The 21,589-nt window shown below is 69.6% G+C and carries 13 protein-coding genes and 1 pseudogene; 8 read left to right on the forward strand and 6 right to left on the reverse strand.

The window, feature by feature from the left end:
* Positions 1-11: 11 nt before the first annotated feature.
* The 4 genes from AC3D3D_RS01400 to AC3D3D_RS01415 form a co-directional block, all read right to left on the reverse strand.
* Positions 12-2,387: a bifunctional salicylyl-CoA 5-hydroxylase/oxidoreductase gene (locus AC3D3D_RS01400; RefSeq protein WP_463661367.1), complete on the reverse strand. Its 2,376-nt coding sequence runs from the start codon at positions 2,385-2,387 to the stop codon at positions 12-14.
* Positions 2,388-2,414: 27 nt separating this feature from the next.
* A complete protein-coding gene (locus AC3D3D_RS01405; protein ID WP_463661366.1) occupies positions 2,415-4,091 on the reverse strand; it encodes an AMP-binding protein in 1,677 nt (558 codons plus the stop codon).
* Positions 4,092-4,159: 68 nt separating this feature from the next.
* On the reverse strand, positions 4,160-5,062 hold the full coding sequence (locus AC3D3D_RS01410; protein ID WP_463661365.1) for an acyl-CoA thioesterase: 903 nt from the start codon (positions 5,060-5,062) through the stop codon (positions 4,160-4,162).
* A complete protein-coding gene (locus AC3D3D_RS01415) occupies positions 5,059-5,520 on the reverse strand; it encodes a cupin domain-containing protein (protein ID WP_463661364.1) in 462 nt (153 codons plus the stop codon). Before AC3D3D_RS01415 ends, AC3D3D_RS01410 begins: the two co-directional genes overlap by 4 nt.
* A gap of 145 nt (positions 5,521-5,665) precedes the next feature.
* Between AC3D3D_RS01415 and AC3D3D_RS01420 the strand changes: the two genes are divergently transcribed.
* The 8 genes and pseudogenes from AC3D3D_RS01420 to AC3D3D_RS01455 all read left to right on the forward strand — a co-directional run bounded on the left by AC3D3D_RS01420 (position 5,666) and on the right by AC3D3D_RS01455 (position 19,858).
* On the forward strand, positions 5,666-6,076 hold the full coding sequence (locus AC3D3D_RS01420; RefSeq protein WP_463661363.1) for a RidA family protein: 411 nt from the start codon (positions 5,666-5,668) through the stop codon (positions 6,074-6,076).
* A gap of 619 nt (positions 6,077-6,695) precedes the next feature.
* Positions 6,696-10,322 carry a PQQ-dependent sugar dehydrogenase gene (locus AC3D3D_RS01425; protein WP_463661362.1) on the forward strand — a complete coding sequence of 1,209 codons (3,627 nt, stop codon included), beginning with the start codon at positions 6,696-6,698 and terminating at the stop codon, positions 10,320-10,322.
* A gap of 340 nt (positions 10,323-10,662) precedes the next feature.
* Positions 10,663-11,976, forward strand: a pseudogene (locus AC3D3D_RS01430) (3-keto-disaccharide hydrolase); the annotation flags it as partial.
* A gap of 276 nt (positions 11,977-12,252) precedes the next feature.
* Entirely contained in the window at positions 12,253-15,606 is a 3,354-nt protein-coding gene (locus AC3D3D_RS01435) for a TIM barrel protein (protein WP_463661361.1), read from the forward strand.
* Positions 15,607-16,061: 455 nt separating this feature from the next.
* The gene (locus tag AC3D3D_RS01440) at positions 16,062-17,162 is read left to right on the forward strand and encodes a tyrosine-type recombinase/integrase (protein WP_463662106.1); all 1,101 of its coding nucleotides are present in this window, start codon (positions 16,062-16,064) and stop codon (positions 17,160-17,162) included.
* A gap of 3 nt (positions 17,163-17,165) precedes the next feature.
* Positions 17,166-17,498 carry a helix-turn-helix domain-containing protein gene (locus AC3D3D_RS01445; protein WP_463662107.1) on the forward strand — a complete coding sequence of 111 codons (333 nt, stop codon included), beginning with the start codon at positions 17,166-17,168 and terminating at the stop codon, positions 17,496-17,498.
* The gene (locus tag AC3D3D_RS01450) at positions 17,488-18,744 is read left to right on the forward strand and encodes a hypothetical protein (protein WP_463662108.1); all 1,257 of its coding nucleotides are present in this window, start codon (positions 17,488-17,490) and stop codon (positions 18,742-18,744) included. Before AC3D3D_RS01445 ends, AC3D3D_RS01450 begins: the two co-directional genes overlap by 11 nt.
* Positions 18,666-19,858 (forward strand): IS3 family transposase gene (locus AC3D3D_RS01455; RefSeq protein ID WP_463662109.1). Its coding sequence is split into 2 segments (ribosomal slippage): positions 18,666-18,950 and positions 18,953-19,858, totalling 1,191 coding nucleotides; the frame shifts between segments, so codons are not numbered across the junction. Before AC3D3D_RS01450 ends, AC3D3D_RS01455 begins: the two co-directional genes overlap by 79 nt.
* Positions 19,859-20,276: 418 nt before the next feature.
* Here the strand turns inward: AC3D3D_RS01455 and AC3D3D_RS01460 are convergent.
* Both AC3D3D_RS01460 and AC3D3D_RS01465 read right to left on the reverse strand, forming a co-directional pair.
* Positions 20,277-21,155 carry a cation diffusion facilitator family transporter gene (locus AC3D3D_RS01460; RefSeq protein ID WP_463662110.1) on the reverse strand — a complete coding sequence of 293 codons (879 nt, stop codon included), beginning with the start codon at positions 21,153-21,155 and terminating at the stop codon, positions 20,277-20,279.
* On the reverse strand, positions 21,155-21,532 hold the full coding sequence (locus tag AC3D3D_RS01465) for an ArsR/SmtB family transcription factor (protein WP_463662111.1): 378 nt from the start codon (positions 21,530-21,532) through the stop codon (positions 21,155-21,157). The genes AC3D3D_RS01460 and AC3D3D_RS01465 overlap by 1 nt, the downstream gene beginning before the upstream one ends.
* Positions 21,533-21,589: the final 57 nt, after the last annotated feature.

Consider the following 21,589-nt stretch of genomic DNA (forward strand, 5'->3'; position numbering starts at 1 on the left):
CGCGCGAGCGCTCACGCACGGCTCGGCGAGCTCGGCGCCCACCGCCGATGCGTACCGGCGTCCGTCTCCTGGTCACGCAGCAGCGACAGCCGCGGGCGGACGGCGTCGGTCCGCGCGGTCGGCGGCTTGCGGCGCCCGGCCCGGAACTGCGGAGGCCAGGTGACCGCCGGCCCGGCGTACTCCTGCTCGGCCGCGGCGTGGAGTGTCCACTGCGGGTCGTAGAGATGCGTCCGCCCCAGCGCGCACAGGTCGGCACGACCGGCGAGCAGGATGGAGTTGACGTCGTCGTAGGAGGAGATCGCGCCCACCGCGATGACGGTGGCGCCCGCCGGCGCCGCCACCTCGTTGCGGATGCGGTCCGCGAACGGCGTCTGGTAGCTGCGCCCGAACCTCGGCCGTTCCTCCTTGGCGATCTGTCCGCTGGAGACGTCGATCCCGTCCACGCCGTGCGCGATCAGCGCACGGGCGATCGCGACCGCATCGTCGTCGGTGTTCCCGTCCGGCAGCCAGTCGACCGCGGAGATGCGGGCGAGCAGCGGTCGGTCGGCAGGCCAGGCGGCGCGGACCGCGTCGACGACCTCGAGGGGGTAGCGCAGCCGGTTCTCGAGGCTGCCGCCGTAGGAGTCAGTGCGGCGGTTCGACACCGGCGAGAGGAACGAGGACAGGAGGTACCCGTGGGCGAGGTGGACCTCGAGAAGGTCGAACCCGGCCTCGGCAGCTCGGCGGGTCGCCGCGACGAAGTCCCCACGGATCGTGTCCATCTCGTCGCGGGTGATCTCCCGCGGCGCGACGTTGCCAGGGCCGTACGGGATCGCGGAGGGGCCGACGGTCTCCCAGTTGCCCTCCTCGAGCGGCTCGTCGATGCCCTCCCACATGAGGCGGGTCGAGCCCTTGCGCCCGGAGTGGCCCAGCTGTACACCGATCGCGGCCTGGCTGTGTGCGTGCACGTAGTCGACGACCCGCCCCCACGCGTCACGCTGGGCATCGGTGTAGAGGCCGGTGCACCCGGGCGTGATCCGTCCGTCCGCCGACGTGCAGACCATCTCGGTCATCACCAGGCCGGCCCCGCCCATGGCCTTCGACCCGAGGTGGACGAGGTGGAGGTCCTGGGGCACGCCGTCGACGGCGGAGTACATGTCCATCGCCGAGACGACGATCCGGTTGCGCAGCTCGAGGGACCCGATGCGGTGCGGCTGGAACATCGCCGGTACGACCTCCGAGCCACCCACGCGCGCGGCGAACGCCGCATCGATCCGATGCGCGAAGTCCGGGTCGCGGAGCTCGAGGTTGGCCTGCGTGATGCGCCGGGACCTGGTGAGGAGGTTGAAGGCGAACTGGTCCGGGTCCTGTCCGACGTACCGCCCGATCGACTCGAACCAGCCGCGCGAGGCCTCGGCGGCCCGCTGCGTGGACTCCACGACCGGGCGCCGCTCCTCCTCGTACGCGGCCAGCGCGGTGGGCAGGTCCGCGTTCTCGTGGAGGCACGCGGCGAGCGCGAGGGAGTCCTCCATCGCGAGCTTGGTACCGGAGCCGATCGAGAAGTGTGCGGTGTGCGCGGCGTCCCCCAGGAGGATGACGTTCTCGTGCCGCCAGCACTCGTTGCTCACCGTCGGGAAGCTGATCCACTTGGAGTTGTTGGCGAGCACGTCGTATCCCTCGAGGTCCTCGCCGAAGATCTCCCTGATGCGGGCGATCGCGTGCTCGTCGCTCTCGCCCGGAGCGAGCACGAGGTCCTCCGTCTCGTCGAAGCCGGCCCGGCGCCACGTGGGCTCGTCCATCTCGACGATGAAGGTCGAGCGGTCCGCGGAGTAGGGGTAGCCGTGGATCTGCATGACGCCCCACGGCGTCTCCCTGATGATGAACGTGAACGCCTCGAAGACCTTGTCGGTACCCAGCCAGATGAACTTCGAGCGTCCCGTCTGCACGTCCGGGCCGAACGAGGTGGCGTAGCGCCCTCGGACCGACGAGTTCACGCCGTCGGCCGCGAGCACGAGGTCGTTGGCCGCGGCGAGCTCCGCCACGTCCGGGGCCGTCGTGCTGTATCGGACGTCGATGCCGAGGTCCGCGCACCGCTGCTGCAGGAGTCGGAGCAACTCCTTGCGCCCCATCGCCGCGAAACCCTGCCCGCCGACGGTGACGACCTCACCGCGGTAGTGCACGTCGATGTCGCTCCAGTGCGCGAACTGGCTGGTCATCGCGGCTGCCACCGTCGGGTCGGCGTTCTCGATGCCGCCCAGGGTCTCGTCCGAGAACACGACGCCGAACCCGAAGGTGTCCTCCGCCCGGTTGCGCTCGTATACCACGATCTCGTGAGCGGCGTCGAGCTGCTTCATCAGTGCGGCGAAGTACAGTCCTCCGGGCCCACCGCCGATCACGGCGATCTTCATGGCTGACGTCCTTTCGGGGTGTGGAGATCAGGCGCCGGACGTACCGGCGGTGGTGGGGGAGGCGGAGCGCGCCGCCTGTCTCGCCAGCTCCTGGCGCAGGCGGAAGTGCTGGAGCTTGCCGCTCGGGTTGCGTGGCAGGGCGTCGACGAACCGCACGTCGCGCGGGTACTTGTACGGGGCGATGGTCTGCTTGACGAAGTCCTGCAGCTCGCGTCGCTTGGCGTCGTCGCCGACCGCACCCTCGCGCAGGACGACGAACGCGCAGACGACGGTGCCGCGCGCCTCGTCAGGACGCCCGACCACCGCGGACTCGAGCACGTCGTCGTGCCGGGAGAGCGCGATCTCGACCTCGGGGCCCGCGATGTTGTAGCCCGAGCTGACGATCATGTCGTCCCGTCGCGCCTGGTAGTGGAAGTAGCCGTCGGCGTCGCGGGAGAAGGTGTCACCGGTGACGTTCCACCCGTCCGAGACGTACGCGGCCTGACGCGGGTCGTCGAGGTAGCGGCAGCCGGTGGGACCGATGACGGCCAACCGGCCGGAGACGTCGGGACCGACCTCGTGCCCGTCGTCATCGAGGATCGTGGCCCGGTACCCGGGGACGGGGCGACCGGTGGCTCCCGGCCGGATCTCCCCGACCGGGGAGGAGAGGAAGATGTGGAGGAGCTCGGTCGAGCCGATCCCGTCGATCACCTCGAGGCCGGTGCGCCGCCGCATCTCCTCCCAGTCGGGGGCCGGGAGGTGTTCGCCCGCCGAGACGGCGGTGCGCACCCCGGCCAGGAGGTCCTCCCGCCCCGCGCGCAGGATGGCGCGGTAGGCGGTGGGGGCGCTGAAGATGACGGTCGCGCCTGCCGCGTGGATGTGCTCGGCGAACTCCACGGGAGTTGCCTTCTCGAGCAGCAGCGACGACGCTCCGAAGCGCAGGGGGAACACGACGAGCGCACCGAGGCCGAAGGTGAAGGCGAACGGGGCGGTGGCGGTGAACAGGTCCTCGGGCTCCGGCCGCAGGACGTGGCGGCCGAACGTCTCCGCGTTGGCCAGGATGTCCCGGTGGAAGTGCATGGTGATCTTCGGGACGCCGGTCGTGCCCGAGGTGGGGCCGAGCAGGGCGACGTCGTCCGCCGCCGTCGGCACGGCGTCGAACCTGCCGTCCTTCGTCGCGCACCGTGCGGCCAGGTCCTCCGGCCCGTGCCCGCCGTACCGGAGCACGGCGATGTCCACCCCCGACCGGGCGACGGCGACGTCGAGGTCCTCCGCGAACCGCTCGTCGACGAGCGCCACGGACGGGCGTGTCGCCTCGATGAGCTGGCCGATCTCCACGGCGCGCAGCGCGTGCATGGTGGTGACGACGACGGCCCCCGCCTTGAGGACACCGAGCCAGGCGGCCACGGTCCACGGGTTGTTCGGTGAGCGCAGCACGACCCGGTTGCCCGGGACGATGCCGAGATCCTCGACGAGCACCTGGGCGACCTGGTCGGACCGGCGCCGCAGCGCGCCGTAGGTCCACGTCTCGCCCGCGGGCGTGCGCAGCGCGACCCGGTCCGGGCCCCACCGCTCGACCTGGCGGTCGAGGAGCTCGACGGCCGCGTTGAGGCGGTCGGGGAACTGCAGCTCGGGCAGGGTGAACTCGAAGGTCGGCCACAGCTCCTGAGGCGGGAGGTGGTCGCGCGCAAAGGTGTCGACGTGCGACGACGGGGTCAGGTCCATCCGTGCAGGTTCCTCTCCAGGTGGCCGGATCAGGGGTGGCGCCGTCGCCGCCCCTCGACGCGGCTTGGTCAGTCGGCAGGTGGTCGGACGAGGGCCTCCTGCACGACGGTCGCGACGAGCCGGCCGTCGCGGTCGAAGAATCGTCCGGTGGCGAGACCACGCCCGTCCTGTGCGGAGACGGCCTCCTGGGCGTACAGGAGCCAGTCGTCCACCCGTGCCGTCCGGTGGAACCACATCGCGTGGTCGAGGCTCGCCGTGACGAGTCCGGGCGCCGCCCACGGGAGCCCGGCCGCCCTGAGGATCGGCTCGATGATCGTGTAGTCGCAGACGTAGGCGAGAGCGGCGCGGTGAAGGAGGTCGTCGTCCGGCAGGGGCTCGAACGCGCGGACCCACACCGCCTGGTGCCGCGCGCGACCACCCTCCACCTCGAGGTAGAGCGGCCCTGGCACGTGGCGCATGTCGAAGCTGCGTCCCCGGCTCCAGTACTCCTTCGACTCGGCGGTCATCGCGCCCGCGGAGGGTGAACCCGGCTCGACCGGCGCCAGCACGTCGGCGGACGAGGGCAGGGAATCGGGGCCCGGGATGTCCGGGGGTGCCGGCGCGGCGACCTCCGGGCCGGCCGCTGGGATGTGGAAGGACGCCATCATGAGGAAGGCGTCCTTGCCCGACTGGATGCCGCGCACCTGCCGGGTGGAGAAGCCCCGGCCGTCCCGGGTCCGTTCGACCTCGTACCGGACGGGTCGGCCGATCTCCACGGGACGCATGAAGTACCCGTGCATCGAGTGCAGCGCGCGCCCCGGGTCGACGGACCGCATGGCAGCGAGAGACGCCTGCGCGACCATGTCCCCGCCGTACGCCTTCGGCCACGGGCACGGACCGGTCACCGCGGTCCACGCCTCGTCGGCGCCCTCACGCTCGGCGGCCGTCAGCTGCAGGGCGCCGAGCAGCACCGAGCTCGTCGGTCCGGTCATGGCCGGCGGTACCCCTCGAGCGACTCGTCCGGCACCTCGTCGAGGTTGACGACGATGTTGTCGGGTGTCCGTGCGGTGAGCCAGACCAGGTCCTCGGTGACAGACATGTTGGCCTCGACGTGGGGCATGTAGGGCGGGACGAACACCCAGTCGCCGGCGGTCATGTCGAGGAAGTCCCGGTATCCCTCACCGAAGTAGATGCGGCCGTGCCCGCGCAGCACGTAGCCGCCGGTCTCGGCCTCGCCGTGGTGGTGCGGGGGAGAGCGGTAGCCGGGCGCGTTCGACACCTGGCCGAACCAGATCCGCTTGGCAGGGGTGTGCTGCGGCCCGACACCGGACACCCGGACGGCATCGCCGGACTGCATCGTGGCGGTGTCCTCCTCGCCGGCGCGGGTGACGACGGGGACGACGTCGGGACCGACCGTCGGAGCGGGATGCGTGGGTTCCGGAGATGTCATGGGTGTCCTCCCGGGTGAGACCAGCGACAGCGATGGGCTCGATCGGCATATCGTCAATCTGCCGACCGTCACGTATGCTCAATATAGCACCGGGTCGCCAGGGGGCGGAAGAACCCGGTCCCAACCGCTAGCGAAGGAGCAGCACATGGCCCGCCGCCGCACCGTGAACCCCTCATCCATGGCCGACCCGTCCGGGTACGCGCACGGCATCGAGGCGGACGGCATCGTCTACCTCGGCGGTCAGACCGCGCTCGACAAGGACGGTCGGATCGTCCCGGGAGGGGTCGTCGAGCAGTTCCACCAAGCCTTCTCGAACGTGCTCACCACGCTCGCCGAGGCCGGCGGCTCGCCCGCGGACCTCACCTCGGTCCGGCTCTACCTCACCGACGTCGACGACTACATGGCCAACGGTCGCGAGATCGGACGGATCTGGCGCGAGCTGGCCGGACGCGACTACCCGGCGATGGCCGGTATCGGTGTCACGCGACTGTGGCAGAAGGAGGCGGTCATCGAGATCGAGGCCGTCGCCCACCTCGGGTCGGGCACCGACGACTGACCGTTCCGGGCGCCGCCGCTCCATCACCTCGAGGACGTTCGCGTCGCCACCGGACAACTGGCCGCCAGGGCGGCGGAATGCGCAGCAGGGGCGACCTCGCCGACGGTCACGGCGAAGCCCTCGACATCGAGCGTGCTGCACCGACGGTCACCGCTGCTCGCGCTGGGGAGTGACATGGCGCCTGCTCGAGGTGCTGCACCACTCACTGGATGGCTGATCGATCAAGGCTGTGCCGGAGAGGCCGGACGTCGAGGTTCTCGACCTGGACTCCGCCGAGGATTCGGCCACGCCCGCGGCGGGGCATGAGGCATGATCCGCAACATCAGGACGGTAGCCCATATTGCCGCGAATCAAGCGGTAGGCCTTGTACTTTTGAGCTCATACCTTCGTCGGGACTTTTTTTCAAACTGAGCGAAACCCCTGGTGCTCGCACTTTTCTGATGCTTCAATCGCGTCAGCCGTAGACGACGCGAGTGGCGCCTGGCCCCTGACGGAGGGGGTGAGGGTCCCCTCGTCCGCGGCAGCTCCGGGGGGCCGATGCAGCGGATCGACCGCACCTTCCGGGGCTGCGTGCCGCTGTCCTCGCGGTGCGTTCGGCAAATGGATTCAAGGGGGAATCGTGTCCCACAGATCAAGAGGCCGGCGTTGGCTGGCCCGCGCGGCGGGCACCATGCTCGCCGGTGTGCTGGCGGTGCCCATGGTGGTCACCGCGGGCAGTGCCCATCCCGACCACCCCGAGCCGGGGGACCCCGGCGAGCCTGCTCCGGTGCAGGAGGGGGAGACCGACTGGAACGACTACGAGCGGGTGCTGCTGTCCAAGGACACCGGTGAGCCGATCGACCTCGCGGTGCTGCCGGACAACCGGGTCCTCCACACCGCACGCGACGGCGTCATCCGCCTGACCGACCCGGACACCGGGGCGACCCAGGAGATCGCCGACATCGACGTCTACGCCAACTCCGAGGACGGGCTCCAGGGCATCTCGCTCGACCCGAACTTCGAGGAGAACGGCTGGGTCTACATCGTCTACTCGCCCCGCGAGATGAACGGTGTCTCGCCGTCGGGCCTGGAGTACCCCGCGGAGACGCCGCAGGGTGCGGCGCCGGAGCAGGTCGAGGGCACCGACAGCCTGGAGGAGTGGAACCAGTGGCTGGGGTACAACGTGCTCTCCCGCTTCCAGTTCGACCCGGAGACCAACGTCTTCGACGTCGACTCGGAGGAGGAGATCATCCGCATCGAGGCCCAGCGTGGTCAGTGCTGCCACGTCGGCGCCGACATGGCCTGGGACGCGGACGGCAACATGTACCTGTCCACGGGTGACAACACGCCCGCGGGCACGCCGGGCGCCAACGGGTACACCCCGATCAACAACGCCCCGGGCATGAACCCCGGCCTCGACGCCCGCCGCGGCGCCGGCAACACGAACGACCTGCGCGGTGCGATCCTGCGGATCAACCCCCTCGACGAGATCGCCGCCGACGCGGAGGTGGGCCCCGGCACGACCTACGAGATCCCCGAGGGCAACCTCTTCGACTCCGACGAGTACGACTCGGACCTCGTGCGCGAGGAGATCTACGCGATGGGTCTGCGCAACCCGTTCCGGATCGACTACGACCAGGAGACCGACACGCTGCTGTGGGCCGACTACGGTCCCGACGCCGGCTCGGCCAGCGACGAGCGCGGCCCCATGGGCTTCGTCGAGTGGCAGATGACCTCCGAGCCGCTCAACGGCGGCTGGCCGTACTGCCACGGCCCCAACGACGGCGGCGCCTACAACGAGTGGGACTTCGAGACCTCCACCCCCGGTGAGTTCTTCGACTGCGCCGGCGGCCCGGTCAACAACTCGTCGTGGAACACCGGCCTCGATCAGCTCCCGCCGGTCACCGAGCCGCAGATCTGGTACGGCGACAACCCGGGCGACCAGCCCGAGGAGTGGGACCTGCTCGTCACTCTCGGCGGCGGCGGCCAGGCCCCCATGGGCGGCCCCGTCTACCGCTTCGACGAGGCCAACGCGGACTCCGCGTCGGCGTTCCCCGAGGAGTGGGACGGCACGCCGTTCATGGCCGAGTTCTCCCAGGACTACGTGGTCACCTTCGACGTCGACGAGCTCGGTTCGAACGGGTCGGTCACCGGCATCCACGACTTCCTGCCCAACGCCCACCTGGAGAACACCAACCAGCCCATCTGGGACAACGTGATGGACATGGAGTTCGGGCCGGACGGTTCGCTGTACGTCCTGGACTACGGCGACGGCTTCTTCCGTCAGAACCCCGACGCGGGCCTGTACCGCGTCGACTACGCCCCGGACAACAAGACGCCCCAGGCGTTCATCACCGCCGACCCGATCTCCAGCAGCGACGCGCCGCTGACGGTCGCGTTCGACGGGTCCGACTCGCGCGACCCCGAGGGCGGCGAGCTGACCTACGAGTGGGACTTCGACGGTGACGGCGAGTTCGACGCCACCGGCGCCGAGGCCGAGTACACGTACGAGGAGGAGGGGCAGTTCCACGCCACGCTCCGGGTCACCGACCCCGAGGGCAAGGTGGGCCTGGCCAACGTGGAGATCACGGTCGGCAACACCGCGCCCGAGATCTCGCTCAGCGTCCCGGACGGTGCGATCTTCGACTGGGGCGACGACATCCCGATGACGGTCTCCGTGACCGACGCCGAGGACGGCGACAACCCCGAGTGCAACCGAGTGAACTGGACCTTCGGTCTCGGCCACAACGAGCACGCCCACCCGGAGGTCTCCGGCCGCGGCTGCGAGTTCACCATCGAGACCAACGAGAGCGCCGTCGAGCACGGCGAGGGCGAGAAGATCTACGGCACGCTCGTGGTGACCTACACCGACGAGCCGCAGGGCGAGGTCCCCGCGACGACCGGCGAGGCCACCTCGATCTTCAAGCCCGAGGACCAGCAGGCCGAGTGGTTCGACGCCCAGGAGGGCGTCGAGGTCGCCACCGAGGCCGGCGTCGGCGCCGGCGGGTACGTCACGTCCTTCGACGAGGGCGACCACATCGCCTTCACCCCGATGGCCATGGTCCACGCCGCCACCGGCGAGACCATCGACACGGTCGAGACGACGGCCCGCGGCGAGGGCACCCTCTCGCTGCACTGGGACGACGCCGCGGCCGAGCCCTTCGCCCAGGTGGAGATCTCCGGCGGCGACGACTGGGAGACGGTCTCCACGGTCTTCGACTCCGTCCCGGAGGGCTCCGGCACCGTCTACGTCACCTCCACCGGTGGCGTCGAGGTCGACGTGCTCACCTTCCTCGCCGGCGACGGCGAGGAGCCGGGTGAGCCCGAGGTGGTCGAGCCTGCGGCGGTGACGTTCGCGGACGAGGACGGCACGGCCGACGACACCTACACGGTGCCTGAGGTCGAGGGCGTGGAGTACCTGCTCGGCGACGAGGTCGTCGAGGCGGGCACCTACCCGGGCGAGGGCACGGTGACGGTCACCGCTCGCGCGATCGAGGGCTACGAGCTCGCCGAGGGCGCGACCACCGAGTGGTCGCACACCTTCGACGCCACGGAGCCCGAGGAGCCGGAGGAGCCGACGCTGCCGGCGCCGGGTCGTGGATTCTACCTCAACGACGGCTGGGACGCTCGTGCGGACCACGTCTTCGCCTACGGCCGCTCCGGTGACGAGGTCCTCGTCGGTGACTGGGACGGAGACGGCTCCGACACCCTCGCGGTTCGCCGCGGGAACCGGTACTTCCTCAACAACACCCTGGTCGGCGGAAACGCGGACGTCGAGCTCGGCTTCGGCCGCGCGAGTGACACCGTGCTGGTCGGTGACTGGGACGGTGACGGCGTCGACACCTTCGCCGTGCGCCGTGGCAACGCCTACTTCCTCACCAACACCCACGAGGGTGGCAATGCGGAGGTCGAGCTGAACTACGGCCGTGCGGGCGACGAGGTGCTCGTCGGTGACTTCGACGGCGACGGGAACGACACGTTCACCGTCCGCCGTGGGAACACCTACTACATCTCCAACAGCCTCACCGGCGGTCGCGCCGATGCGGAGCTCGGCTACGGCCGGGCCAGCGACGACGTCGTGGTCGGTGACTGGGACGGTGACGGCGTCGACACCTTCGCGGTGCGCCGCGGGAACCTCTACCTGGTGTCCAACTCGCTGACCTCGACTCGTGCGGAGATCGAGCAGCGCTACGGCCGGGCCTCCGACGAGGTGTTCGTCGGCGACTGGAACGGCGACGGCACCGACACCCTCGGCATCCGCCGCTGACCGTGTGACGATCGGGTGCCGGCCGGTCCACGGCCGGCCGGCACCCACCCGTCGCACACGCACCACCTCATGAGGGGCGGGGAACCCGACCGGGTTTCCCGCCCCTCTCGCGCGGCGGCGCGCGACCGGCATGTCGGCCACCAGTTCTTTCTCTACCGAGCCGAACCCCTGTTGCTCGGGCGCCGTCCGTGGTTGGCTCGTCAGGGCCCACACCCGCACCCGCATGACCGCTCAAGGAGGAGCCGTGGCCACGTCCACCGTCCGACGCACCTCGCGCAGGGGGGCCGCCGCCGTCCTCGCCGGCGCACTCTCGCTGCCCGTCCTGGCCTGCGGAGCAGGCGCCCAGCCGGACGCCGCACCCGACGACTGCGAGCCGGGGGAGATCGAGGAGGGCTACACCGCCCTGTTCGACGGCACGCAGCCCAGCCTCGACACCTGGAACCAGGCCGGGCCCGGGTCCTTCGAGCTGCAGGACGACTGCAGCGCGCTGAGCACGGGCGGCATGGGGCTGCTCTGGTTCCCGCAGGAGTTCGACTCCTACAGCCTCCGCCTCGACTGGATGATGGCGGGGGACGACAACTCGGGGGTCTTCGTCGGTTTCCCCGACCCCGGGGACGACCCGTGGGTCGCCGTCGACGAGGGCTACGAGATCCAGATCGACGCCACCGACGAGCCGGATCGCACCACCGGCGCGATCTACACGTTCCAGGGCGCCGACCCCGAGGCGCGTGACGCGGCACTGAACCCGCCGGGGGAGTGGAACTCCTACGAGATCGTCGTGGACGACCCGATGATCGAGGTCCACCTCAACGACGTGCTCATCAACTCCTTCGAGTCGACCGACCCGGCGCGCGACCTCACCTCGGGCTTCATCGGTCTGCAGAACCACGGCGAGGACGACGACGTCGCCTTCCGGCACGTCCGGATCGCGGAGCTCGACGACGATCCCGAGGAGCCGAGCCCGACGCCGCCGGCACCGGGCGTGGGCTTCTACCTCAACGACGGCTGGGACATGGTCGCCGACCACGTCTTCGCCTACGGCCGGGTCGGTGACGAGGTGCTGGTGGGCGACTGGGACGGAGACGGCTCGGACACCCTCGGGGTCCGCCGGGGGAACCGGTACTTCCTCAACAACACCCTGGTCGGCGGCAACGCGGACGTCGAGCTCGGCTTCGGCAACGCGAGTGACACCGTGCTCGTGGGTGACTGGGACGGCGACGGCGTCGACACCTTCGCGGTCCGCCGCGGCAACGCCTACTTCCTCGCCAACACCCACGAGGGTGGCAACGCCGAGGTCGAGCTCAACTACGGGCGCGACTCCGACGTCGTGCTCGTGGGCGACTTCGACGGCGACGGGGCGGACTCCTTCACCGTGCGACGTGGGAACCGGTTCTTCATCAACAACAGTCTCACCGGTGGTCGCGCCGATGCGGAGCTCGGCTACGGCCGGGCGTCGGACGACGTCGTCGTCGGTGACTGGGACGGCGACGGGACTGACACCTTCGCGGTGCGCCGCGGGAACCTCTACCTGGTCTCCACCAGCCTGACCTCGACGGTCGCGGAGATCGAGCAGCGCTACGGCCGGGCCGACGACGAGGTCTTCGTCGGCGACTGGAACGGCGACGGCACCGACACCCTCGGCATCCGCAGGTAGTCCAGACCTGCCCGATCGAACCCACCCCGCGGCCGGGGGCTGTACCCCTGACACCACTTTTTTTCAATCTGAGCGAAACCCCTGTTGCTCGGCCGCTTCCGATGATTGAATCGGAGAACCCACCGGCGACGACCGGCCCGGTACCGCGCCGACGGAGGCGCGGTGCGGTTGGTGCCCGGTGGCGTGCCCGAGGTCAGTTCGGCGGATCGACCGCCGACCCGGGGCGACACGACGTGCTCCTACGGCGTGTCAGGTATGCGAATTCGAGGAGGAATCGTGGCCAGAAGTTCCACGGGCGGGAGGTTGCTGCGCAGAGCAGCGGCCGCCGTTCTCGGGGGCGCGATCGCGCTGCCCATGATGGTGAGCGGAGCGGCCGCGCAGCCGGCTCCGCAGGACGAGTCGCCGGCGCCCGACCAGGTGGCCGAGCCGATCCACGTGCCGGTCGAGCAGGTCTCGATCCAGATGTACTCCCTGGGCCCGTGGGTGGACGAGGCCGATCTCGAGCCGGTCCTGGGTCGCCTGGCCGAGATCGGGTTCCAGAACATCGAGCCCTACGGCAGCAACTTCTCCGGCTACACCGCCGAGGAGTTCCGCGAGATGACCGACGGTCTGGGCCTGAGCGTGCCGTCCTCGCACTACAACAACGACGAGGACAGCTTCGACGAGACCCTGGACTTCGTCGGAACGCTGGGGCAGGAGTACGTCGGGTCGGGCGGGTTCGCCAGCCCCGGCATCGACACCTACGAGGACACCCTGGCCACCGCCGAGGCGATGAACCGTCTCGGCCAGCGCTCCGTCGACGCCGGGATCGGGAAGTTCTTCGGTCACAACCACGACGGCGAGTTCACCACCGTCTACGAGCACGACGGCGAGGAGATGTCGGCCTGGGAGATCCTCGTGGCCGAGACCGACCCCGAGCTCGTGACCTTCGAGCTCGACGTCGCCTGGGCCGCCCACGCCGGCGTCGACGTCCCCGCCCTCATCGAGCAGTACGGGGACCGCATCGAGCTCCTGCACATCAAGGACGCCACCAACGTCGGGGGAGAGGGCCGTCCGGTCTTCACCAACCTCGGCGACGGCGACGTCCCGCTGCAGGACATCCTGGCCGCGGCCGAGGAGCACGCGACGATCTCCTACTACGCCCTCGAGTACGACCGGGCCGCCGACGGCGAGAGCTTCGTGACCACCGGTTACGAGTACCTCACCGGCCAGGAGGCCGGTGGGCCCGAGGAGCCCGAGCCGCCGGTCTGCGAGGACCCCGAGGCCGAGATCTCCGCGGACGACGAGTTCGACGGGACGGAGGTCGACGTGTGCCGCTGGGACATCATCGACCACGACCCCGAGCGCGCCGAGGTCTCCGACGGCGCCTACCGCGTCACCACCACCGACGCGGACTTCTACCAGGGCGACAACCACGTCGTGCCGAACATCCTCCAGTCGCAGGTCGTCACCGGCGACCAGTGGACGGTGGAGACGTCCTTCAGCGCCGATCTCGCCAGCGCCTACCAGCAGGGCGGGATCATCGTCTACGGGGACAACGACAACTACGTGAAGATCGACCCGGTCTACGCCACCAACGGCAGCGCGACCCCGCTGCGGGTCGAGCTGCGCAGCGAGGTCGGCGGCGTGGTGCAGGACCCGCAGGACGACCTGCGCGACCTGCCGCTGGCCGACGAGTACTTCGTCCGTCTCACCCGTGACGGGGACACCTTCACGGGCGCGTTCTCCACGGACGGTGAGAACTGGCAGGACCTGCCCAGCGCGGTGACCAACTCCGCGGTGGGTGATGCGGCTCCGGGCATCTTCGCGCTCGGCGCCCAGCAGGCGGCTCCGACGACGGTGAGCTTCGACTACTTCCGGGTGGTCGAGGACGAGCCGGAGCCGACGGTCGTCACGCCTGCTGACGTGGTCTTCACCGACCGGGTCGGCACGGACAACGACAGCTACACCGTTCCCGAGGTCGATGGCGTCGAGTACCTCCTCGGCTACGAGACGGTCGCCGCCGGTACCTACCCGGGGGAGGGCGAGGTCACGGTGACCGCCCGCGCGATCGACGGTTATGAGCTCGCCTCGGACGCGACCACCGAGTGGACGCACACCTTCGACGCGACGACGCCGGACCCGATCCACATCCCGGCCGAGCAGGTGTCGATCCAGATGTTCTCGCTCATCCCGTGGGTGGGTGACGCCGGCCTGGAGCCGGTCCTGGACCGCCTGTCGACGATCGGGTTCCAGAACATCGAGCCCTTCGGTGGCAACTTCGGTGACTACACCGCCGAGGAGTTCCGTGAGCTGACCGATGGTCTGGGCCTGAGCGTGCCGTCCTCGCACTACAACACCGACGAGGACAGCTTCGACGAGACCCTGGACTTCGTCGGAACGCTGGGGCAGGAGTACGTCGGGTCGGGCGGGTTCGCCAGCCCGGGCATCGACACCTACGAGGACACCCTGGCCACCGCCGAGGCGATGAACCGTCTCGGCCAGCGCTCCGTCGACGCCGGGATCGGGAAGTTCTTCGGTCACAACCACGACGGCGAGTTCACCACCGTCTACGAGCACGACGGCGAGGAGATGTCGGCCTGGGAGATCCTCGTGGCCGAGACCAACCCCGAGTGGGTGACCTTCGAGCTCGACGTCGCCTGGGCCGCCCACGCGGGCGTCGACGTCCCCGCCCTCATCGAGGAGCACGGGGACCGCATCGAGCTCCTGCACATCAAGGACGCGACCAACGTCGGGGGAGAGGGCCGTCCGGTCTTCACCAACCTCGGTGAGGGCGAGGTCCCGCTGCAGGACATCCTCATCGCCGCCCAGGAGCACGCTCCCGTCGCGTACTACGTCCTCGAGTACGACATGGCGCCGCAGGGCGAGGACTTCGTGACCACCGGCTACGAGTACCTCACCGGCCTCGAGGCCGGCGACCCGGAGGACCCGCAGCAGCCGGCGCCGCCGACGCCGGGTCGTGGGTTCTACCTCAACAACGGTTGGGGCGTCTGGGCCGACCACGAGTTCTCCTTCGGTCGCCCCGGCGACGAGGTCCTCGTGGGTGACTGGGACGGCGACGGTGCGGACACCCTGGCGGTGCGCCGTGGCAACCGGTACTTCCTCACCAATGACCTCTACGGCGGGTACGCGGACGTCGAGCTCGGCTTCGGCCGCGCATCCGACACCGTGCTCGTGGGTGACTGGGACGGCGACGGCGTCGACACCTTCGCCGTGCGTCGCGGCAGCGCCTACTTCCTCACCAACTCGCTGACCGGTGGCAACGCCGAGATCGAGCTGCGGTACGGCCGCTCCGGTGACGAGGTCCTCGTCGGCGACTACGACGGCGACGGGAACGACACCTTCGCCGTCCGCCGTGGCAACCGGTACTTCGTCAACAACGCGCTGACCGGCGGCAACGCCGACGTGGAGTTCGGCTACGGCCGGGCCACGGACGACGTCTTCGTCGGCAACTGGGACGGCGAGGACGGCGACACCTTCGGTGTGCGTCGTGGTCACGTCTTCTTCCTGTCCAACACGCTGACCGGCGGCAACGCCGACATCGAGCTGGGCTACGGCCGCGCCGGCGACGAGGTCTTCGTCGGCGACTGGGACGGCAACGGCACCGACACCCTCGGTGTGCGCCGCTGACCCGGTCCGGCTCATGACGAGTGAGCACCTGTCTGCCTGACGAGTGAGCACTCATCCGCACGACGGCGAGCCCCCGCACCACACGGTGCGGGGGCTCGCCCCTTTCCGTCGCGGCCAGGCGATGATCGGGGTCGGGCGCCACCTCTGCCGCCCTTCCACCGCGATCCGATAATGTACATTATGTCATTCTAAGTCGGCATTATTGCATCGGATGCGCGACGGCGCTCTGCCTCCACGGGAGGCAGGCTCCCCCGCCGTGGGGTGTGGGGCAGGGCTTCTGACCTGCATGGTTGGTGATGTCATCGGAGTTGTGGTGGATGCTGTCGCGTGCCCTGCGGGTTGGAGCTCGTCGCGTTGTGTCGCGTCCTGCGGCGCCGTGACCTGCTCTCTTGCGCCTTCCGTGCAGTGGGTGCATGATACGTGCACGGTACGGGCGCGTGAGGGGTCGTGGTCACATGGGTGTCGACGCGGTGGGCCGGTTCGTGGATGTGGCCGGCTTCCAGGCTCTGCGGCCGGACGAGCACGTCTTCGGCGAGATGCTCGACGGCTGGCGCAACCAGCAGCTGAGCCGGAACTTGCAGCACGACACGATCGCTGCGCGTGAGCAGTTCATCCGACGCTTCGTCGACGCGACCAACGAGTACCCGTGGCGGTGGAGCGTGACGCATGTCGACGAGTTCTTCGGTGACCTGCGCTCGATCCGGCACGTTCGCCGCTCGACGGTCCGCGGCTACCAGTGCGCGCTGCGGCTGTTCTGCGACTACGTCACCGCCTCGGACTACGGGTGGCCGACGGTGTGTGAGCGACAGTTCGGCAGCCATCCGGCGCAGGTGTGCTTCGAGTGGAACACGGCCCGACACGTCCAGGACGAAGAGTCTGATGCCAGCCGGCGGGCGTTCACCCGGGCCGAGCTCCAGCGCTTCTTCGACCGCGCGGACGATGAGGTTGTCGACATCGCTGGCCGTGGTCGCAAGGGCTGGCTCGCGGCCTACCGGGACAGCGTGGTCTTCAAGAGCGCCTACGCCTGGGGACTGCGCCGCAACGAGGTCCGTCACCTGCAGTCGGTGGACTTCTCCCGCAACCCGCACGCCCGGGAGTTCGGGCGATACGGCGTGCTGCAGGTGCGCTGGGGCAAGGCGAAGAAGGGCTCTGCCCCGAAGCGGCGCAGCGTGCTGACCGTCTTCGACTGGGCGCCGGAGGTGATCGAGGACTGGATGAGCACCGGACATGCCCACAGCGGCGCCGGGCTGGACCTGTTCGTCACCGAGCGCGGCACTCTGGTCTCGGAGACAGCGCTGCTGGCTCGCTTCCGCCGCTACTGCGAGGACCTGGAGCTCGCTGCGGGCCTGGACTTCCACTCGCTGCGCCGCAGCTACGTCACGCACCTGATCGAGTCCGGCATGGACGCCCTGTTCGTCCAGCAGCAGGTCGGGCACGAACACGCCTCGACGACCGCGATCTACACCTGCGTCTCCAGCGACTTCCGGGTGAGGACGTTGCGGCGAGCGCTGGATGGCACTGTCAAGGCCGCGTTGGCCGGATACGAGAGCGAGTAGACGATGCGTCGCACGATCACCTACCACTGGCACCTTGCCGAGCTGATGGCCAAGGCCGGCATGCACAACAGCACCGACCTCCTCCCCCACCTGGCCGAGCGGGGCATCGATCTGTCCCCGTCGCAGGTCTACCGGCTGGTGACCGGGCGCCCGGAGCGGGTCTCCTTGCAGTTCGTCGCCGCGGTCTGCGACATCTTCGGCTGCGAGCCGGGCGACCTGGTCACCTACACCGCGGCGGCACAGACCAGCCGCCGAGCCGCCGCCGGCCCGAACGTCGTCGATCTCGACAAGACCGCACGCCCTCGCCGAGCTCGGATCGTGCCTGATGACGATTGACGTTCACCCGCGCACCACCGTCCGCGGGCGCCCGCGCACGAGTGGCACCCACATCTGCGCGCGATGCGGCCGCGCGGCCGCGAAGATCCGGATCCGCTGGCCCGAAGGGCCGATCTGCGGCATCTGCTTCCACACCGCCATGCGCACCCACGGCACCTGCGCACGCTGCGGCGAGGACCGGCTCCTCCCGGGAGTCGACAAGCGGCGCGGCTCCCCCCTCTGCGCGCCTTGCGCCGGCATCCCCGAGATCGTCTGCCGCGAGTGCGGCGCGGAGGCTGAGCACTATCGGCGCGGCCGCTGCGCGCGATGCGTGCTGCGCGAGGACCTGGAGCGGCTACTTGTCGACCAGGCGGCCGAGCCCGAGCCCATGCGCCGACTCTCCGGCGTCCTCGCCGCCGCCGAGCAACCCGAGAGCGTCCTGACCTGGATGCGGCCAGCAGTCGTTCGCGACCTGCTCCGCAGACTAGCTACGGGCCAGATCCCGCTGAGCCACGAGGGCCTTGACGGTGAGCCGGCCGACCGCCGCGTCGAGCACCTGCGCAGCATCCTGGAAGCACACGAACTCCTGCCCCAGCGCGACCACCACCTCGCCCTGTTCGAACGTTGGCTTGCCAGCACGCTCGACGCTGTCGACGACCCTACGATTCGCCAACCCGTGGAGCAGTTCGCCCGCTGGCACCACCTCGCCCGCATCCGAGCATCGAGCCGGCCCGGCACGGGCAGCCGCGGCTCGGTCCACGGCGCCAAGCAGGAGATCACCGAGACGATCCGCTTCCTCTCCTGGCTCCGCGACGACCAGCACCTCAGTCTCCAGGACTGCACCCAGCTCGACGTCGAGGCCTACGTTGCCGCCGGGCCCAGCACGCGCATGATCATCCGCACCTTCCTCATCTGGTGCAGACGCGCCGGCGTCAAGGTGGGGCTGACGCTGCCGCACCGGCAGGCCCGATATCAACCGCTACTGACCCAGGAGCAACGCCTGGCGTGGCTCCGCGAACTCCTCACCGGCGACGCCGAAAGCCGCACCTACCGAGTCGCCGGCACCCTGCTTTTGCTCTACGCCCAACCCGTGACTCGGCTCGTCACACTGAGCATGGAGGGACTGCTGCACGGACAGGTGACATCTGATCTGTGGTGCCGAGGGGCACCGCTGGAAGGATGTGCACTGTGCCCAAGCCCTACCCCAAGGAGTTCCGCGACGACGTCGTGCGCGTCGCGAGGAACCGTGAGCCAGGTCAGCATCTGAAGCAGATCGCGGCCGACTTCGGGATCAGCGAGTCGTGCCTGACGAACTGGTTGAAGACCGCGGACGTCGAGGACGGTGTCAAGCCCGGTGCGACCGCGGCAGACACCGCCGAACTGCGAGAGGCCAAGAAGCGGATCCGGCTGCTGGAGCAGGAGAACGAGGTCCTGCGCCGGGCAGCCGCCTACCTCTCGCAGGCCAACCTGCCGGGAAAATGATGTACCCGCTCGTCCGCGAGCTGGCCGACGGCGGGATCCCCGTCACGGTGACGTGCCGGGTATTGAAGATCGCGCGTCAGCCCTACTACCGCTGGCGCACCACCCCAGTCACTGACACCGAGCTCAAGCAGGCCTACCGCGCCAACGCACTGTTCGCTGCTCACCGCGACGATCCGGAGTTCGGTTACCGGTTCCTGGTCGACGAAGCACGCGAAGCCGGGGAGCCCATGGCCGAGCGGACCGGGTGGCGGATCTGCTCGCAGCAGGGCTGGTGGAGCGCGTTTGGTAAGAAGCGTGGCAAGAACGGCAAGAGTCCCGGCCCGCCGGTCCACGACGACCTGTGCGCTGTGATCGACGACAAGGGCAGGATCCGGCACGAGTTCACGGCCGAGGGCCCCAACGAGCTGTGGCTCACCGACATCACCGAGCACTGGACACGCGAAGGCAAGCTCTACGTCTGCGCTCTCAAGGACGTCTACTCCAACCGAATCGTGGGCTACTCCATCGACTCCCGGATGAAGTCCCGCCTGGCGGTGGCGGCGCTCAACAACGCCGTCGCCCGTCGCGGTGACGTCACCGGCTGCATCGTGCACAGCGACAGAGGATCGCAATTCCGGAGCAGGAAATTCGTCCACGCTCTCAACCGACACGCCATGGTCGGATCGATGGGCCGCGTCGGTGCAGCCGGCGACAACGCCGCCATGGAGAGCTTCTTCAGCCTGCTGCAGAAGAACGTCCTCGACCGCCGTACCTGGGTCACTCGCGAGGCACTACGAATCGCCATCGTCACCTGGATCGAGAAGACCTACCACCGGCGCCGCGGACAAGACGCCCTCGGCCGATTGACCCCCATCGAGTACGAGGCCATCATGACCGCGCCAGCCACGCAGGCTGCGTGACCCAACCTGTCACCAATCCGTGCAGCAGTCCCGGACGATCTCACGATCACCCCCGAGGGCCCCGCACTGCGCTTCAGCACCGACCCGATACCGGTCCCGCAGCCGTTCGCCGATCTCCTCTCGGCGCACGCCCTCGACCGCCCCAACCGACGCGGCGCCAACGCCAACAGCACCTGGCTGTTCCCGAGCATCCGCGCCGGGCGTCACCTGCATCCGAGCACCGTCCACACGCGTCTACGCGCACTCGGCATCGAGAGCCTCGCCGCGCGAACCCGCTCCATCCAAGACCTGGTGATGGAAGTCCCCGCACCGATCGTCGCCAAGCTCCTCGGCTACAGCGACCCCATCACGGCCAAGCACGCCGCGAGCGCTGCTGCCCCGCTCTCGCGCTACGTCAGCCGGCGCCTCTCCTCGAACCCTAAACCGGCGGCAGACTGCCGCGAATAATGCGGACGCGAACACTTGCCGCTACCGGTTGAGTGCCAGCAAGGACAGCGCCATGGTCAGCGTCTGCCTGAGCGACGAGGTGAGCGGTGGCCACGTTCATGCCCGAGGTCAGGGTCCACAGGTGCAGGTCGTGGACCTCCGCCACGCCCTCGACCGCGTCCAGGTCACCGGCGACGTCCTCCGGGTCGACCCCCTCCGGGGCGTGCTGGGCCAGCACCGCGATCACCTGCCTGCCCAGAACCACCGCCCGGACGATGACGAAGACCGCGATGAGGGCCGCGACCACGACGTCCCAGACCGGCTGGCCGGTGAGGATGATCAGCACACCGGCGACCATGACGCCCACCGACCCCGCCGCGTCGGCGATCACCTCGTAGTAGGCGCCCTTGACATTCAAACTCTCCTTGGACCCGCTGCGCAGCAGCAGCATGGAGGCGATGTTGATCACCAGGCCGGCGAACCCGACTACGAGCATGGCACCGGAGGCCACCTCCGGCGCATCGCCCAGCCGGCTGATGGCCTCGACCACCACGTACACCCCCACCGCGAGCATCGCCAGCACCGCCAAGCCTGAGGCGAACACCTCGGCCCGGTAGGAGCCATAGGTGCGTCGCCCCGTGGAGTCCGGGCGACTGGCAATACGCGTCGCCAACAGCGCGGCGCCCAGCACCACCACGTCCGCGGCCATGTGCCCGGCATCCGACAGCAGCGCCAACGACCCCGACACCAGTCCAGCGACGAGCTCGATCAAGAAGAAGCCGGCGGTCAGGGCGAACGCCCCGGCCAGCCGCCGGCGGTGACGGCCACCAGCGTGCCCGGGCGCCGGGGCGTGGCTGTGTCCCGCGCCCATCAGTCCTGCCCCCCGTCGTGGCGGGCGTGCTCACGTGAGACGTCCAGCAGCATCCGCACGTGAGCGTCGGCCAGCCGGTAGTACACCATCCGGCCCTCCCGCCGGTTGGCCACCACCCCGGCGCTGCGCAGCACGCGCAGCACCTGGGACACCGACGCCTCCGCGACATCGACCGACGCCGCCAGGTCACACACGCACAGCTCCCCCGCCTCCAGCAACGCATACAGCACCCGGGCACGGCGCGGGTCCCCCAGGAGCTTGAACAGCCCGGCGAACCTGCCCGCCTCCCCCTCGTCGGGGATCCTCTCCCGGGTCAGCGCCACCTTCTCCGGATGAACGGCGGTGACCTCACACGAATCCAACGGCGTCACACTCATGCCACGACCATACACCTATGCAGATGTGCAGATGATGTCGTGGAGAGCAGCCGCCAG

The organism is Georgenia sp. X1117 (assembly GCF_057784635.1).

Excerpts from the sequence above, each read along its gene's own strand:
- AC3D3D_RS01465 (WP_463662111.1), bottom strand. The coding sequence starts at position 21,532 with ATGAGTGTGACGCCGTTGGATTCGTGTGAGGTCACCGCCGTTCATCCG.
- AC3D3D_RS01410 (WP_463661365.1), bottom strand. The coding sequence starts at position 5,062 with ATGACCGGACCGACGAGCTCGGTGCTGCTCGGCGCCCTGCAGCTGACG.
- AC3D3D_RS01400 (WP_463661367.1), bottom strand. The coding sequence starts at position 2,387 with ATGAAGATCGCCGTGATCGGCGGTGGGCCCGGAGGACTGTACTTCGCC.
- AC3D3D_RS01440 (WP_463662106.1), top strand. The coding sequence starts at position 16,062 with ATGGGTGTCGACGCGGTGGGCCGGTTCGTGGATGTGGCCGGCTTCCAG.
- AC3D3D_RS01405 (WP_463661366.1), bottom strand. The coding sequence starts at position 4,091 with ATGGACCTGACCCCGTCGTCGCACGTCGACACCTTTGCGCGCGACCAC.
- AC3D3D_RS01450 (WP_463662108.1), top strand. The coding sequence starts at position 17,488 with ATGACGATTGACGTTCACCCGCGCACCACCGTCCGCGGGCGCCCGCGC.
- AC3D3D_RS01420 (WP_463661363.1), top strand. The coding sequence starts at position 5,666 with ATGGCCCGCCGCCGCACCGTGAACCCCTCATCCATGGCCGACCCGTCC.
- AC3D3D_RS01415 (WP_463661364.1), bottom strand. The coding sequence starts at position 5,520 with ATGACATCTCCGGAACCCACGCATCCCGCTCCGACGGTCGGTCCCGAC.
- AC3D3D_RS01460 (WP_463662110.1), bottom strand. The coding sequence starts at position 21,155 with ATGGGCGCGGGACACAGCCACGCCCCGGCGCCCGGGCACGCTGGTGGC.
- AC3D3D_RS01445 (WP_463662107.1), top strand. The coding sequence starts at position 17,166 with ATGCGTCGCACGATCACCTACCACTGGCACCTTGCCGAGCTGATGGCC.